Raw genomic sequence first — 16,990 nt, forward strand, 5'->3', positions numbered from 1 at the left:
TCTGCAATACGTTTTTTGTCGGAGTTCAATTTATAATGCTTTGATACAAAGGAAACAAACACAATTTAAAAGCACTAAAAATCAAACATGTAATTGTTACCTAGTAACTAACAAATGTTAACAAGAAAGTTCTTTTTCCTAAAAGCAAGGATAGAATTGTTAATAACTAGCTCTTTTTTGAAATCTAGGCTGAATAGTTACAAATATTTTATCTTATTTTAAATTTTAATCGTAAAAATATTCTAAAAGGTTAATTTTTCAGCTAAATATTTTGCCGTATACGATTTTTTATTTCTAGCTAATTCTTCAGGAGTTCCCTGAAAAATAAGACTTCCACCATTTTTACCGCCTTCTAAACCTAAATCAATAATATAATCAGCACATTTTATCAATTCTATATTATGTTCAATGACAACAATAGAGTGTCCTTTGTTAATTAAGGCATTAAAGGAGGCTAACAGTTTTTTAATATCATGAAAGTGTAAACCCGTTGTGGGTTCATCAAAAATAAATAAAGCTTTTTCCTTTGTATTTCCTTTTACTAAAAACGACGCCAATTTTATTCTTTGTGCTTCACCGCCAGAAAGGGTAGAGGAGGATTGCCCCAATTGCACATAGCCCAAACCTACATCTTGCAAAGGTTTTAACTTGCTAGCTATTTTTTTTACGAGATTTTCAGAGAAAAAAGCAACCGCATCATCAATGGTTAAATTTAAAATATCATCAATAGATTTTCCTTCAAACTTTACTTCTAAAACTTCTTTTTTGAAACGTTTTCCATTACAGACATCGCACTCTAAATGCACATCTGCCATAAATTGCATTTCTATAGTAACTTCACCTTCGCCTTTGCAAACTTCACAACGACCACCTTCTACGTTAAAAGAAAAATGTTTGGGTTTATAGTTCCTGATGGTTGATAATTTCTGATTAGAAAACAGCGCTCTAATATCATCATACGCCTTTATATAGGTTACAGGATTAGAACGTGAAGATCTACCAATAGGGTTTTGATCTATAAACTCAACATGTTTTAAGTTATCATAATCTCCTTTTATAGCGGTATGTTGACCAATTTTATCACCATAACCAACCAATTTTTTTTGCATGGTTGGGTAAAGAATACTTTTTACCAACGTACTTTTCCCTGAACCAGAAACACCCGTAATTACAGACAAACAATTCAACGGAAACGTAACATCTATATTTTGTAAATTATGTTCTCTAGCGCCAATTATTTGAATGCTATTTTTTGATGTTCTCCGTTTTGTAGGCACTTCAATTTTTAATTCTTCATTTAAATATTTAGCGGTTAAAGAATCAGATTTTAATATTTCTTCAAAATTTCCTTCGGCTACAACATGCCCCCCAAAAGTTCCTGCTTCTGGGCCAATATCTATAATATAATCTGCCTCTTTCATGATGTCTTCATCATGTTCTACCACAACAACTGTGTTGCCTAAATCACGTAAATCTTTTAAAACACCAATTAAACGCTCTGTATCTTTTGGGTGTAAACCAATACTTGGTTCATCTAAAATATACATAGAACCTACTAAAGAACTTCCTAAAGAAGTTGCTAAATTAATACGCTGACTTTCGCCGCCAGAAAGTGTATTTGATGTTCTATTGATGGTTAAATAATTCAAGCCCACATCGGTTAAAAATTTTAAACGATTGTTAATTTCTGTCAACAAACGTTTTGCTATTTCTACATCGTATTTATCTAATTTCAATTCTTTAAAAAAGACTGTTAATTCATCTAAAGGAAGCGTTACTAAATCAGAAATTGTTTTTCCGCCAATTTTTACATAATTTGTTTCTTCGCGTAATCTTTTTCCGTGACACGTTGTACATTTTGTTTTTCCGCGATAGCGAGAAAGCATGACTCTATTCTGAATTTTATAGCTTTTTTCTTCTAAAACAGTAAAAAAATGATCAATTCCGTTAAAAGAGGTATTGCCATTCCACACTAATTCTTTCTGTTCTTCTGATAATTCAAACCAAGGTTTGTGAACCGGAATATCAAACTGATACGCAACATCGATTAAATGCTCTTTATAATGAAGATACGAAGGTGTTTTAAAAGGGAAAATAGCATCTTCAAAAATAGACAAACCTGTATTCGGAATTACTAAATCTTTATCAATACCCACTACATTGCCATAACCTTCACAAGTTGGGCAAGCTCCATAAGGATTGTTAAAACTAAATAAATGGGTGTTTGGCTCTAAAAAAGCCATGCCGTCTAAATCGAATTTATTGCTAAATTCACTTACTTTATTGTCTGCCAAATTTTCGATAAAACAAATTCCTTTTCCTTCATAAAAGGCAGTTTGAACAGCATCTGCCAATCTATTTAAAAAATCTTCATCGTTTTTCGTAACGACTCGGTCAACCACTAAAAATAAAGTTTCGTTTTTAAACTTCTCTTGCGGAAAATCTGCAATTCTGTATACGGTATCGTTCCATTTTAAGCGGGCATAGCCTTGTTGCTCTAAAACTTGCAAAACAGTTTTTAAATCTCGGTCTTCATCAATTGTAACAGGTGCCAATAATAAAAGCTTGGTTTTTTCATCAAACTTTTTTACAAAGTTTACAACATCAGAAGTGGTGTCTTTTTTTACTTCTTGACCAGAAATAGGAGAGATTGTCTTACCGATTCTGGCATATAGTAACTTTATATAATCGTAAATTTCTGTAGATGTACCAACAGTAGATCTCGGGTTTGTAGAATTTACTTTTTGCTCAATAGCAATTGCAGGTGCAATTCCTTTTATATAATCTACTTTCGGTTTGTGTAATTTCCCTAAAAATTGGCGCGCGTAAGACGATAAACTTTCTACATAACGCCTCTGACCTTCTGCATATAGCGTATCAAAGGCTAAAGAAGATTTTCCAGAACCCGAAAGTCCTGTAATTACAACTAATTTATTTCTGGGAATTACAACATCAATATTTTTTAAATTGTGGAGTTTTGCTCCTTTAATAATGATGTTTTCTTTAGGACTTATTGTGGAAATATCAGGCTTCATTCATCTAAATTATAAAGTATAAAAATACCACTATTTTTATCGACCTGAAAAAAAGATTGGTATTGAATTTGTTAAAAAATTTGCTTATTTCAAAATAAATTATATCTTTGAGTACTTATAAATCTCTAAATTAGACGCACATAGTAAAAAACTACTTTTAAAATTATTAATAAAACAATAAATTAGAGGAACATCTTGTTCTTCGAGTAGTGGTTATGATAGAAAAAAAATTAATTACAGACAGTACTTTAGTCAGCGATTATATCCAAGGAAAAGAAGCGTCTCTTGGGATTTTAATAAAAAGACATCAACAAAGATTATTTAGCTTTATTTATAGCAAAGTTAAAGATAGAGATATTACAGAAGATATTTTTCAAGATACTTTTATAAAAGTAATCAAAACATTAAAAAAAGGAAATTATAACGAGGAAGGTAAGTTTTTACCTTGGGTGATGAGAATTGCGCATAATTTAGTGATCGATCATTTTAGAAAAGCGAACAGAATGCCCTCTTTTAAGAATACGGATACGTTTGATATCTTTTCTGTTTTAGGTGATGGAAATTTAAACGCTGAAAAACAGATAATTCAAGAACAGATTTTTTCTGATGTAAGAGACCTCGTAAATGAGTTGCCCCAAGAACAGAAAGAAGTTTTAATTATGCGGATGTATAAAGACATGAGTTTTAAAGAAATTAGCGAAAATACCGGTGTAAGTATTAATACTGCTTTGGGTAGAATGCGATATGCTTTGATAAATATGCGGAAATTAATAGATAAACATAAAATTATTTTGGTGAATTAACAATATTGTAAAAATTGCGTCGTTACTACTTTATAACCAACAAATTAAACAGTATATATGATGCAACTTTACTCAAGAAAGTCATCTGACATTCAGATGCAACCCAAGAAAGAAACAGTTCAATTTTTGATTAATTTTTCTAAATCGCTAACTATTGTGAAAACTGAATCAAAAGATTTCATTGAACTGAATTTGAATTAAGAACGAAAAAGCTTCAACGAATGTTGAGGCTTTTTTTATGGAGCTCCTGTTAACTTTCTTATTTCGTGTACGATTGCTATAAACTGCAAAGAAGAAAGCTACTATTAAAACTGCAGTGTACGGCTGTTTGTTATAAAACTCTTTTAAATACTATTTTGGGCGTTCTCTAAAAAGGTTTGGCCTACCTACCGGCAAGCAGGCTTTACACTATATCTTTTTTTCGTTCCTCAAAAAAGGATGTCGTTTCAATCCCTAGCGCAACTATTTACCAATTACTATTTTTTAGCAAGTATCCCTAAAAATCCTTCAAACCTCTGTCTAATGGACACCTCAGACGCAGAACTATCGAAGTATCAAACCCAAGATCACACTAGATACTAAAACAAGCCTGCCTAACGGATAGCCAAGTTCAACTTACAATTTTGAATTCATAGTTCTGTAAATTTTTAAAATTGAGTTTCACTAATAAAAATCCACATGACTTTTATTTAAAAATCGCTTTAAGATATTTTTATCCTAATCAAATGCGTTATTATAAAATTTAAATGAACTAAAACAAAATGCTCTTTTTTCGCAACTTGCAATTATGGAAAATATATTAGTAGCAGGTGCAAATGGCACCACCGGAAAAAAAATAGTAACTCTTCTAGAATCGTCACAATATTTTAATCCAATTGCTATGGTTAGAAAAGAAAATCAAAAAGAACAATTTGAAAAGAGAGCTATAAAAACTGTTTTAGCAGATTTGGAAGAAGATGTTTCTCACACAGTAAAAAATATTGATAAAATAATTTTTGCAGCGGGTTCTGGAGGAAAAAATGTAATCGCAGTAGATGAAGAGGGAGCAAAGAAATTAATTGACGCAGCTAAAAAAGAAAAGATTAAGAAATTTATAATGTTGAGTTCTATGGGCGTCGACAATCCAGAGGAATCTGAAAATTTACAAGCGTATTTTCAAGCAAAACAAAATGCCGATGCGTATTTAAGAGAAAGTAATCTTACTTTTTCAATAGTAAGACCAGGCGCTTTAACAGATGAATTAGGACAAGGAAAAATTGAATTGACTAAAGAATTAAACAAGTCAGGAGAAATTAGTAGAGACGATGTTGCACAAACTTTAGTGAGGGTTTTGCATGATTCTGCGACTATAAACGAAACTTTTGAAATTATTAAAGGAGAAACTTTAATAGGGCAAGCGATTCCTAACTAGAAAAAAACTTCTTTTTAATTTTCTATTTTGATTTTATTCAATATGACATTAGAAAAAAAAATCTTTTAAAACTTCGGAGAAAGTTTTAAAAGATTTTTTTTGATATTATTTTGAATTTGAAGTAAACAAATTTCTGGTTTTTTTTATGGGCTAATTAAATTAGTTAAGGCAGTATTGAAAACATATTGTTTCAGTTCTAACTCCTTCGCAAAGACGGCGTTTTAAAAAAATTATGTGAATCTCTTTTTTCATTGGGAATTTTTTCATTTAAATTTTTTAAGCAATCATATGTAAAAATCCGTGAAATTTGTGTCAAAATTTGTGATACACATTTGAGTCTCTCTCTCTGTGAATCATCATAATTTTTATCGGCGAATTTCTATAAAAAAGCCAAATCAACAGATAAAATTAAAATCTACTTTAATTTTTTGTAATATGAATCTAAAACTGGTTTCCTACCAATTGTTTTAGTGATAATATCATTGTCTAAATTCCAACCACGAGCAGGCGAATAATCACGACCATACCAAATAATTTGTAAATGCAAATCGTTCCATAATTCTTTTGGAAACAGACGTTTTGCATCTTTTTCTGTTTGCGTTACGTTTTTTCCGTTGGTTAAATTCCAACGCCACATGAGTCTATGAATATGCGTATCTACAGGAAAAGCAGGAACTCCAAAAGCCTGACTCATCACAACACTTGCGGTTTTATGACCAACGGCTGGTAACTCTTCTAAACCTTCAAAAGATTGCGGCACTTCGCCATTATATTTTTCGATAATAATTTTTGATAACCCATAAATCCCTTTGCTTTTCATGGGCGATAAACCACAAGGACGAATAATTGCCTTAATTTCTTCTACAGACATTTTTACCATATCAAAAGGATTATCCGCTTTAGCGAACAATAAAGGCGTAATTTTATTTACCCGAACGTCTGTACATTGTGCAGATAATAAGACCGCAATTAAAAGGGTGTAAGGATCTTTGTGTTCTAAAGGTATTGGTATTTCTGGATATAATTCTTCTAATGTATCAATTACGAATTGTACTTTTTCTTGTTTGTTCATTTTTTCAGTTACCAAGTTTCAAAGTCGGCAAGTTACGATGTTAAAATAGAAATAAAATTAATTTCTAAAACAAAAAACATAGGTTCACTTTGTATCTTTGTTTAAAACAAAAAGATGACATCATTAAAAATAGGAGATAACGCTCCACAATTTGAAGCACAAGATCAAGAGGGCAACACCATTAAATTAGCAGATTATGCTGGTAAAAAATTAGTTTTATTTTTTTATCCAAAAGCAAGTACACCCGGCTGTACGAATGAAGCATGTGATTTAAGAGATAATTATCAATCTTTTTTAGCAAAAGGATATGATGTTTTAGGTGTGAGTGCAGATTCTGCAAAAAGACAACAAAACTTCATCAACAAATACGAGTTACCCTTCCCGCTTTTAGCCGATGAAAACAAAGCTGTTATTGAAGCTTTTAACGTTTGGGGACCAAAGAAATTTATGGGTAAAGAATATGACGGAATTCATAGAACTACGTTTGTTATTGATGATAAAGGAATAATTGAAGACATTATTTTAAAGGTAAAAACAAAAGCACATGCTGCCCAAATTTTGGGCTAGTATTTTCTGTAAATTGATAATAGTAAAGAGAGCTGATGAAAATCAACTCTCTTTTTTTTGTGATAAAATATACCTAGCACTAGGTATTGTTTGGCTTCTTCTGTTTTTTAATCTTTGAACATATTAAAAATTTTAAAACAAATTATTATGAAGACAAAACTAATTTTTTTAGTAAGCTTTTTTTGGGGCTTAAATTTTTTAGCCCAAACAGTTGCAATTCCAGACACCAACTTCGAACAAGCCTTAATCGATTTAGGTTGGGATTCGAATGGTTTAAACGGAACTATTTTACTAGCGGATGCGCAAGCCATCGATAGTTTAAAGATTGCAAATCCAATAAATAATTCATTGCTACCTAATGTATCTGCAAAAATAACAGATTTAACAGGCATTGAAGGAATGAGCAATTTAGTTTCTTTAGATGCAGGAAATAATACTATTAATTCTTTGGATGTATTACAGAATACAGCATTAACAAACTTGTCTTTATACGGCAATGAACTAGCCACTTTAGATATTAGTCTGTTATTAAATATTATAGAATTAAATGTTAGAAATAATAATTTGACGTCTGTAGACTTGTCTAGTAACACGAAAATAACAGCACTTCAAATTTCAGATAATCAATTAACAACATTAGATGTTTCTAATTTACTTGAATTGAACTTTATAAATTTTGGAAGAAATGAAATAGCCAATATCAATTTATCGAACAATAATAAGTTGGAAACTGTATATGCAAACACCAATGTTTTAAATAGTTTGGATGTGACCAATCTTGTCAGTTTATTGAGATTACAAGTAGGTGAAAATAATATAGCGAGTATTGATTTATCAAATAATTTAAAATTAGAGCAATTGCTGGTTTTAAGCAATAATTTAAGCCAACTAGAAGTTTCTAACCATCCAAATTTAGAATACTTATATGCAAACGGTAATCAAATTTCTAGTTTAGATGTTTCACAAAATACAAAGTTAATTGCTCTTCAGGCTTTTGATAACGAACTAACCGAAATTGACGTAACAAACCTGCCCGACTTAACATCATTAAATTTAAATAATAATCAAATTACTTCCGTTGATGTTACAAATAATACTCAATTATCATATTTTGAGATTCAAAATAACAGTTTAACCTTTGTAGACCTCGCTAATAATATAAATTTAGAATATCTTTTTATAGGAAACAACCCACTAAATTTAGGCGCTTTCGATACCTCTCTGTACACAAAATTAAAAGGGATAGGAATAGATAATTTAGGCGTAACCTCTGTAGATTTTACAAAATCACCAGATTTAGAATTAGTTTATGCAACTTTAAATAATTTATCTACCATAGACTTTAGTAACAACCCAAAAATCACCAAATTGTGGTTGAATGAGAGTGAAAATATAACAAGTATAGATGTTACCAATATGTCAGGGTTACTAGAACTTGGAGCAAATAATATTGGTATTTCTTCAATTGATGTTACAAATAATTTAGAATTAACTGATCTTCAGTTAGGAGGAAATTTTATAAATTCTTTAGATGTCACAAAAAACATAAAATTAAAAAAACTTTTAGTATATAATAATAACATTCAAGATATAGATCTCTTGAGTTTATCTGTGTTAGAATCTTTAACAACAGAAAATAATCCTTTAAACAGTCTAGATACCTCAAATAATACTGAATTAAGAACCTACTATGGCTCTAATATAACAGGTAATTTGAGAAACATTGATTTCTCAAACAATCCAAATTTGCAAACCGTTCATGTAAATGGAAATAATTTATTGACATTAAATATAAAAAATGGAGCTAATGGAACTTTAACTGAATTTGAAGTAACAAATAATCCAGACTTACAATGTATTCAGGTAGATAATGTAAATACAGCCGAAACGAATCTTGCGGAAGGAAGCTGGAAAAAAGAAACTATAGCTTCTTACAACGCAGATTGCAGTTCAACTAACGTGAACATTCCAGACACCAACTTCGAACAAGCATTAATCGATTTAGGTTGGGATACGAATGGATTAAACGGAACTCTTTTACTAGCGGATGCGCAAGCCATCGATAGTTTAAAGATAGAGAATCCTTTAACAAATGAATTTACGCCAAACGTTTCAGCTAAAATCACTGATATTTCAGGAATTGCTTTTATGCCAAACTTGGTGTATTTAGATGTTAGAGAGAATGAAATTGCAACGGTAGATTTATCTTCAAACCCAAATCTAACGAATGTAAGTTTAGGCGAAAATCAATTAACCGCAATAGATGTTTCTGTAAACACCAATTTAACGTCACTTTTTGTAAACGACAATCAATTAACAACAATTGATGTTTCTAACAATTTAGCTCTAGAACGATTTGGAGTTATGAGAAATCAATTTACTACTGTAGATATTTCAATGCTAATCAATTTAAAAGATTTATTTGTTCATGGCAATCAATTATCAGCGATTGATGTTTCTAACAATACTGAATTAATTTGGTTGTATGTTTCGGATAATGCAATTACTATTTTAGATGTTTCTAACAATACCAAAATAGAACGTTTGTATGCATGGAACAATGAAATTACTACTTTAAATGTAAGTGTTTTGCCAGAGTTAGTGCGATTGTATGCTTATGGCAATCCTATTTCTAGTATTGATTTAAGTCAGAATAGTAAATTAACGCATCTTACATTGCATACTTCACAACTAAATTCATTAGACATTACAAGCAATGTTTTATTAGAAGATTTAAGAGTGTATAATAATCAAATAACCAATATCGACTTAACGAAGAACCCCGAATTAAGAATTGCTTGGGTAGAAAATAATAAGTTAAGTACTATAGATGTAAGCAATAATGCAAAGATTGATAATTTAGCTGTTGGAATAAATCCTATCGCTACCATTGATGTTTCTAATCAAGTAGCAATGACTGTAATGACGGCAGAAGAAACCGATATTAGCTCTGTAGATTTATCTAATAATATAAATTTAGAGCAAATTTGGTTGGCAGATAATTTAAATTTAACATCCGTAGATTTAACAAATCAACCAGAACTTTTTAATGTAGGAATTTACAACACAGGAATCACGGCACTCGATTTATCTAGTAATAAAATTACAAGACTTTACGCACAAAATAATAGTAATTTAACGTTCGTAAATCTAAAAAACGGAAATAATGTAAACATTACCGAAATAAATTTATCGAACAATCCTAATTTAACCTGCGCAACTGTTGATGATGTCGATTTTGCAACAACAAACTTTACCAATGTAGATGCTGAATTAAGTTTTAGTTTAGATTGTGAAAGTCTAAACAACGCAATTGCAATTCCAGATACAAATTTCGAACAGGCTTTAATCGATTTAGGCTGGGATACGAATGGATTAAACGGCACTATTTTACAAGCAGATGCGCAAGCCATCGATAGTTTAAATATCGACACAAAGAATATTTCTTCTTTAGCCGGTATTGATTTAATGCCTAATTTGTATTATTTATCGGCAAATAATAATAGTTTAACAACTATTAATGTAACCCAAAATGCAAATCTTAAAAACTTATATTTAAACGGAAATGATTTAGAACGTATCGATGTTTCTTTAAATTATAATTTAGAAGTTTTTTCAATATTTGGAGGTAGTGCAAGAATAACAGCCATAGATGTTAGTCATAATACGAAGTTAACAAATGTTACTTTAACCACTTTGTCTAATTTAGAAAATGTTTATTTTGGCAACTCGCCAAACTTAACTTATGTGCAGCTTGCATATAATAAAGTCTCTTCTTTAGATTTGTCTGGTTTGCCAAATTTAGAAGAGTTAAAGATTCCTTTTCAAAAAATGTCAAGTTTAGATCTTTCGCAAAACACAAACCTATTAAATCTTTGGGTTTCAAATAATAATTTAACGAATTTAGACATATCAAAGAATACAAATATTTCTAGCGTTTTAATTGATGGCAATCAAATTTCTAGTCTAGATGTTTCACAAAATACAAAGTTAACTAGTATTCGAGCTTATGATAATCAGCTAACCGAAATTGATGTCGCTAATAATATAGTATTAGAATATTTATGGTTAGGTGGTAATCCTGAAGATTTAAGTGGGGAGGCAGAAACAAACAGACTCTCTAGCATAAATGTTGCTACTAATTTGGCTTTAAAACAATTAATTTTAGCGGGTACTAGAAATTTATCAACAGTGGATGTAAGTAACAATCTTGAATTAAATTTATTAAATGTAAATAGAAACAATCTTTCTAATATCGATCTTTCTCAAAATAATTTGTTAGAAGTTTTAGCAATTGGTGTAAACCCTATTTCCGAAATTGATGTTTTAAATACACCAGAATTGATAGAAATTTATGTATATCAAACCAATATTACTAGTTTAGATGTATCACAAAACTCTAAATTAACTTTAATCGATATCGGTGATAATAACAACTTAGCGTCTTTAAACATTAGAAACGGAAACAATACCAATATAACAAACCTCACTATTACAAACAATCCTAATTTAACCTGCGTCACTGTTGATGATGTCGATTTTGCAACAACAAACTTTACCAATGTAGATGTTGAATTAAGTTTTAGTCTGGATTGTGACAGTCTAAACAACGCAATTGCAATTCCAGATACAAATTTTGAACAGGCTTTAATCGATTTAGGTTGGGATACCAACGGATTAAACGGCACTATTTTACAAGCAGATGCTAACAAAGTTACTTTATTAGATGTAAGTTCTAAAAACATATCTGATATTACAGGTATTGAAGGATTTGTTAATTTAGAGACTTTTAGCTGTAGTTCAAACCTTTTAACATCGGTAGATGTAAGCAGTAATATTGCCCTTAAAGTTTTATATATTAACGATAATGAGTTAACTAATTTAGAGGTTACAGCATTGGTAAACCTAGAACAATTAGTTTTTGACAGAAATCAAATCAATTCTATTGATGTCAGTAAAAATATCCAATTAAAAGGGTTAAGTTTTTCAACCAATACGATATCAACTTTAGATGTGAGCAAAAACATCAAATTAGAGAACTATTTGTGGTGTAATGGCAATTTGCTAACAAAGTTAGATATTACTCAAAATCCAAATTTAATAGTGCTTCATGCAGAAAACAATAATTTAACAGGAATTGATCTTTCTATAAATACTGAATTAAATCAATTATATTTAAATAATAACCAAATCGTTAATATTGATATTAACCAGAATAAAAAATTAAATACGTTGTTTTTAAATGATAATAAAATTGAAAGAGCCTTTTTAAGCAATAGTAATAATGACGCTATTACTTCATTTTCAATTCTAAACAATCCAGATTTAAAATGTATTGCAGTAGATGATGTTGCCTATTCAAATACAAATTGGACGGATAAAGACTCGGGTGCAAATTACAACACAGATTGTAGCGCAGAATGGGAGGTTTATACAACAGATACAAATTTAAATACTGCGTTAAATAGTGCTTCAGGTGTAGATGGTGATGGTGACGGAATGATAACCTATGAAGAAGCGCAAGCATTTACAGGCTATTTAGATTTAAGCGGTCAAAATATAACTTCTGTTACAGGTTTAGAAGCTTTTACAAATGCAGCAAGTATTAACATTTCTGGCAATAGTATTACAGATATTAGTAGTTTGTTAAATAGTGCTACTGTCGTTGTTTCATCAAAAAGAACGGGCGAAAAAAGAAGTATTACAAGAGATAATGCTACCGGAATTAAAAAATTAAATGTGACTAATAATTTAATTGAAGCAATTGATATTTCTAAAGTTACTAGCATCACTGAGTTAATGATTTCAAATAATAGGCTTACTTATTTAAACTTGAATAATAATTCAAATAGTACTCTTTTAAAAGTTGATGCCACTGGTAACCCAAATTTAACCTGTATTCAGGTAGATAATGTGGATAATGCAATTGCCAATGTAAATTGGAAAAAAGATGCTACAGCGAGTTATAATACATATTGTGCAGAAGCGGCTTTAAACATTCAAGATTTTTTGAAAGAGAATATTTCAATTTTTCCAAATCCTGCTAAAACAACGATTCAGGTTTCATTGGCAAATAATCTAGTCTTAAAAAACATAGAAATATTTAATGCAATTGGTAGTTTAGTTCTAAAAAGTAAAATTGATTTAATTGATATCAGTAATTTGTCGAGCGGAATGTACTTTGTTAGCGTAATCACTGATAAAGGATCTATCAATCATAAATTAGTTAAAAAATAGTAAGAAGTATAAATAGTATGTGCATCAAAAACGAGTTTTAATTAATTTTTAATTTGTTTTAAGTAAACATAAGTATTTATTAATAAGTTGTTTAATATTAATTAAGTGGTGTCTAAAACACTAAATAAATTAATTAATATCTTTGTTGATAGTTGATTAATAACTGCTTCGAACACACAGATAAGTCACAAAAAAAAAGAGAGAAAAACGTTTTGTTTTTCTCTCTTTTTTGTAATTATAAATTTTTACTTTACAGACTTATAGACAACCCTATAATAATTTGGTTTATTCTTGTATCGTAATTTACATCACCTAGACTGCCACCAAAAGAAGATTCGACTCCAGAAAAAGCTCTTTCCCACCGAACATCTATTCCCAACTTACCAAATTCAATACCGCCACCAAACTGAAGTCCCATTGTAAAACCATTAGAGTCCACACTAGAAATATCATCAATTTGAAAGTCAGAAGCCAAAATATATTGAAAAGAAGGACCAATAAAAACATTACCAATTCCAAAAATCTTTTTTCCTAATAAAACAGGAATGTCAATTTTTTGAAATGTGTGTGTTGTTACCTCACCGACGACTTCTCCTGGTCTGTTGTAAACTATCTCATTTTCTAAATTAGTGTAAACCAACTCTGGTCGTATATACAAACCTAAAAGAGGTATTTTAGCGCGTAACCAAATGCCTGCATGAAAACCTGTTTTACTTGTAGCGCCACCAAATACATCTTGCCCAGTTTCTTCTATAGAATTTGAATTGTAATTAATTCCTCCTTTTACACCAAAATCCAATTGTGCACTTGATATTTGGCTACATCCAAAAGCCAAACAAATTACTAAAATTATTCTTTTCATATTTTAAATTTTTAAATAAACAATGACTATAAAAATAGTGAAAATTTACTATTTTCTAGCAAGTACTTTTTTAACTGCTTTTACAACGGCAGCTGCATCTAAACCATATTTTGCCATTAATTGCTCTGGCGTTCCAGATTCACCAAAAGTATCATTCGTTGCAACAAATTCTTGCGGAGTAGGTGTATTTAAAGCCAATGTTCTTGAAACACTTTCTCCTAAACCACCAAATTTATTGTGCTCTTCAGCAGTTACAATACAACCTGTTTTAGCAACCGATTTTAAGATAATCTCTTCATCTAAAGGTTTAATAGTATGAATATTAATCACTTCTACAGAAATACCTTCTGCTTCTAATTGTTCTGCAGCTTGCAAAGATTCCCAAACTAAATGGCCTGTTGCAACAATTGTTACATCCGTTCCTTCTGTCAATTGAATTCCTTTTCCGATTTCAAATTTTTCATCAGCTGGCATAAATACAGGTACTTTTGGACGACCAAAACGTAAATAAACAGGACCGTCAAAATCTGCAATCGCAATGGTTGCTGCCTTTGTTTGATTGTAATCACAAGGATTGATAACTGTCATTCCTGGTAACATTTTCATCAAACCGATATCTTCTAAAATTTGATGTGTTGCGCCATCTTCACCTAAAGTAACCCCTGCATGAGAAGCACAAATTTTTACATTTTTACCAGAATACGCTATAGATTGACGAATTTGGTCATAAACTCTACCTGTAGAAAAGTTAGCAAAGGTACCTGTAAACGGTATTTTGCCTCCAATAGTTAAACCAGCAGCAATACCAATCATGTTTGCTTCTGCAATACCAATCTGGAAAAATCTTTCAGGATTTTCTTTAATAAACTGATCCATTTTTAAAGAACCTATTAAATCTGCACATAAAGCAACTACATTTGGGTTTGTTCTGCCTAATTCTGTTAAGCCATCTCCAAAACCAGAGCGTGTATCTTTCTTTTCTGTGTATGTGTATTTTTTCATGATAAAATATTGTGTTGTAAAAATTTTGGGTAAAAATAAACTTTTATTTTAAAGTCTGCCTTTATAAATCCATCAATTCTTTATAGAGTTTATGAACAGGCAGCCCAACTACATTAAAATAGCTGCCTTCTATACTCGTTATGGCAATAAAACCAATCCATTCTTGAATTCCGTAACCGCCAGCTTTGTCAAAAGGTTTGTAATTTTTGATATAATAATTTATTTCATCATTAGAGATCTCTTTAAATGAAACTGTAGTAACATCATTTATAATTTTATGAAAGTCTTTATTTTTGATGCAAATAGAGGTAATTACTTCATGTGTTTTATTCGATAAACTTCTTAACATTTTAAAGGCTTCTTGGGCATCTTTTGGCTTTCCTAGCGCTTTGTTTTCTAACCAAACAATGGTATCTGAAGTAATTAAAATATCTTTTTCTGATACATCTGTAAAAGCTTTCGATTTTAAATCTGCTAAAAAATCAGTAATTTGAGTGCCTTTTAATTCTTGTGGATAAATTTCTTCGACTTCTTTTAATTGAATGGTAAAATCGATTTCTAAATCTTTAAAAAACTGCTGTCTTCTGGGAGATTTAGAGGCTAAAATTACATTGTATTCTTTTAATTTCTCTTTTAACATAAAGTATGAAATTAGTTGTTAAAAGTCTTTTTAACTCTCGCTAAATCACGTTTGTTGTCTCTGTCTTTTAAAACTTCACGTTTATCATGTGTTTGTTTCCCTTTGGCGAGCGCAATTTCTAATTTTGCAAACCCTCTATCGTTTATAAATAGGCGCAACGGTACAATTGTATTTCCTTTTGCTTCCACATCTTTTTTTAAACCGCGCAATTCACGTTTGTTCAATAATAATCTGCGTTCGCTTTTAGGTTTATGATTAAAATGATGTCCAAACATGTATTCTTGAATGTACATATTCACAATAAACAATTCTCCGCCATCATTAAATTCGCAAAAACTTTCTGTAATTCTAGCCTGACTTAATCGTATCGATTTAATCTCTGTTCCTGTTAATTGAATGCCAGCAACAAACTTGTCTAGAATTTCAAATTCAAAACGGGCTTTTTTGTTCTTTATATTTATCTTTTTCTGAACAGTCATGGACTGATTTTTTGTTTAATAATTTTAACAAAGATACATTATTGATTACGATTAAGAAATGTAATTTAGCAGCCAATTTAAAGACCAAAATCGAAAAATAAAATGCGTTACTTTTATAGTGTATTACTTTTCCTTATTTTTTCTTGTAAACCACAAGAAACTACCTTAACAGCCCAGCAAATTATTGATAAAACAATTGTTTTGTCTGGTGCCGATAAAATTAAAAACTCTGAAGTTAGCTTTAAATTTAGAAATCGAGAATATGCCGCTCTTCGAGAAAACGGAAAATTTCAGCTAATGAGATCTTTTGATTCTATTCAAGATATTTTAGATAATACTGGTTTTAAAAGGTTGATACTTGGGCAAACGATAAACGTTGCAGATTCGATGGCCTTTAAATATCGAAATTCCATAAACTCTGTACATTATTTTTCTGTCTTACCTTTTGGTTTGAATGATAAAGCCGTTCGTAAAAAATTACTTCCTTCATCAACCATAAAAGAAAAAGAATATTATAAAGTAGAGATTACTTTTTCTGAAAATGGAGGTGGAGAGGATTTTGAAGATGTTTTTATCTATTGGATTGGAAAAGAGAACTTTTTAGTTGATTATTTAGCCTATTCCTATCATATAAATGGTGGCGGCAAACGTTTTAGAGTCTTAAAAGAACAGTGTAGTAGAAACGGAATTCGTTTTGTAGATTATCAGAACTTTAAACCATTAGACGCTAAAATAAAACTATCAAATTTAGATAGTGCTTTTGAGAATAAGCAACTCAAAAAAATATCTGAAATTATTTTAGAAGATATTCAGGTTAAAATTTTAGACTGATGGTGTTTTAATTTGGCAGCAACCAAAATGTATGTTAAAAAATGCCTCGCA

At 30.4% G+C, this 16,990-nt stretch carries 11 protein-coding genes; 5 read left to right on the top strand and 6 right to left on the bottom strand.

Annotation, left to right across the window (positions count from 1 at the left end; translation table 11 throughout):
* Positions 1 to 242: 242 nt before the first annotated feature.
* Entirely contained in the window at positions 243 to 3,035 is a 2,793-nt protein-coding gene (gene uvrA / locus ES044_RS11090) for an excinuclease ABC subunit UvrA (RefSeq protein ID WP_147119329.1), read from the bottom strand.
* A gap of 215 nt (positions 3,036 to 3,250) precedes the next feature.
* Here uvrA and ES044_RS11095 point away from each other — a divergent pair, with 215 nt between their 5' ends.
* Positions 3,251 to 3,838, top strand: coding sequence for an RNA polymerase sigma factor (locus ES044_RS11095; protein WP_147119330.1), 588 nt, complete (start codon positions 3,251 to 3,253; stop codon positions 3,836 to 3,838).
* A 787-nt stretch (positions 3,839 to 4,625) separates the two neighbouring features.
* Positions 4,626 to 5,249 carry an SDR family oxidoreductase gene (locus ES044_RS11100; protein WP_147119331.1) on the top strand — a complete coding sequence of 208 codons (624 nt, stop codon included), beginning with the start codon at positions 4,626 to 4,628 and terminating at the stop codon, positions 5,247 to 5,249.
* 415 nt (positions 5,250 to 5,664) lie between these two features.
* Here ES044_RS11100 and ES044_RS11105 read toward each other — a convergent pair whose 3' ends face one another.
* The gene (locus ES044_RS11105; RefSeq protein ID WP_147119332.1) at positions 5,665 to 6,321 is read right to left on the bottom strand and encodes an endonuclease III domain-containing protein; all 657 of its coding nucleotides are present in this window, start codon (positions 6,319 to 6,321) and stop codon (positions 5,665 to 5,667) included.
* Between the two features lie 114 nt (positions 6,322 to 6,435).
* Between ES044_RS11105 and bcp the strand changes: the two genes are divergently transcribed.
* Positions 6,436 to 6,888 (top strand): thioredoxin-dependent thiol peroxidase, encoded by a 453-nt coding sequence (gene bcp, locus ES044_RS11110; RefSeq protein ID WP_147119333.1) that lies wholly within the window; start codon positions 6,436 to 6,438, stop codon positions 6,886 to 6,888.
* Positions 6,889 to 7,035: 147 nt separating this feature from the next.
* Positions 7,036 to 13,125 carry a T9SS type A sorting domain-containing protein gene (locus ES044_RS11115; protein ID WP_147187167.1) on the top strand — a complete coding sequence of 2,030 codons (6,090 nt, stop codon included), beginning with the start codon at positions 7,036 to 7,038 and terminating at the stop codon, positions 13,123 to 13,125.
* A gap of 250 nt (positions 13,126 to 13,375) precedes the next feature.
* Here ES044_RS11115 and ES044_RS11120 read toward each other — a convergent pair whose 3' ends face one another.
* The 4 genes from ES044_RS11120 to smpB form a co-directional block, all read right to left on the bottom strand.
* On the bottom strand, positions 13,376 to 13,987 hold the full coding sequence (locus tag ES044_RS11120; RefSeq protein ID WP_147119335.1) for a porin family protein: 612 nt from the start codon (positions 13,985 to 13,987) through the stop codon (positions 13,376 to 13,378).
* A gap of 48 nt (positions 13,988 to 14,035) precedes the next feature.
* Complete coding sequence (locus ES044_RS11125; RefSeq protein WP_147119336.1) at positions 14,036 to 14,989, bottom strand: transketolase family protein; 954 nt, start codon at positions 14,987 to 14,989, stop codon at positions 14,036 to 14,038.
* 61 nt (positions 14,990 to 15,050) lie between these two features.
* A complete protein-coding gene (locus ES044_RS11130; RefSeq protein ID WP_147119337.1) occupies positions 15,051 to 15,629 on the bottom strand; it encodes a Maf-like protein in 579 nt (192 codons plus the stop codon).
* Between the two features lie 11 nt (positions 15,630 to 15,640).
* Positions 15,641 to 16,108: an SsrA-binding protein SmpB gene (smpB, locus tag ES044_RS11135; protein ID WP_018942058.1), complete on the bottom strand. Its 468-nt coding sequence runs from the start codon at positions 16,106 to 16,108 to the stop codon at positions 15,641 to 15,643.
* 102 nt (positions 16,109 to 16,210) lie between these two features.
* Here smpB and ES044_RS11140 point away from each other — a divergent pair, with 102 nt between their 5' ends.
* On the top strand, positions 16,211 to 16,939 hold the full coding sequence (locus ES044_RS11140; protein ID WP_147119338.1) for a DUF6503 family protein: 729 nt from the start codon (positions 16,211 to 16,213) through the stop codon (positions 16,937 to 16,939).
* Positions 16,940 to 16,990 lie beyond the last annotated feature (51 nt).

Origin of the sequence: Polaribacter sp. IC066 (genome assembly GCF_007997085.1) — a bacterium.
Classification (GTDB): domain Bacteria; phylum Bacteroidota; class Bacteroidia; order Flavobacteriales; family Flavobacteriaceae; genus Polaribacter.

What these genes read in the sequence shown, in the direction of transcription:
- uvrA (WP_147119329.1), bottom strand. Translation starts at nt 3,035, where the DNA reads ATGAAGCCTGATATTTCCACAATAAGTCCTAAAGAAAACATCATTATT.
- ES044_RS11095 (WP_147119330.1), top strand. Translation starts at nt 3,251, where the DNA reads ATGATAGAAAAAAAATTAATTACAGACAGTACTTTAGTCAGCGATTAT.
- ES044_RS11100 (WP_147119331.1), top strand. Translation starts at nt 4,626, where the DNA reads ATGGAAAATATATTAGTAGCAGGTGCAAATGGCACCACCGGAAAAAAA.
- ES044_RS11105 (WP_147119332.1), bottom strand. Translation starts at nt 6,321, where the DNA reads ATGAACAAACAAGAAAAAGTACAATTCGTAATTGATACATTAGAAGAA.
- bcp (WP_147119333.1), top strand. Translation starts at nt 6,436, where the DNA reads ATGACATCATTAAAAATAGGAGATAACGCTCCACAATTTGAAGCACAA.
- ES044_RS11115 (WP_147187167.1), top strand. Translation starts at nt 7,036, where the DNA reads ATGAAGACAAAACTAATTTTTTTAGTAAGCTTTTTTTGGGGCTTAAAT.
- ES044_RS11120 (WP_147119335.1), bottom strand. Translation starts at nt 13,987, where the DNA reads ATGAAAAGAATAATTTTAGTAATTTGTTTGGCTTTTGGATGTAGCCAA.
- ES044_RS11125 (WP_147119336.1), bottom strand. Translation starts at nt 14,989, where the DNA reads ATGAAAAAATACACATACACAGAAAAGAAAGATACACGCTCTGGTTTT.
- ES044_RS11130 (WP_147119337.1), bottom strand. Translation starts at nt 15,629, where the DNA reads ATGTTAAAAGAGAAATTAAAAGAATACAATGTAATTTTAGCCTCTAAA.
- smpB (WP_018942058.1), bottom strand. Translation starts at nt 16,108, where the DNA reads ATGACTGTTCAGAAAAAGATAAATATAAAGAACAAAAAAGCCCGTTTT.
- ES044_RS11140 (WP_147119338.1), top strand. Translation starts at nt 16,211, where the DNA reads ATGCGTTACTTTTATAGTGTATTACTTTTCCTTATTTTTTCTTGTAAA.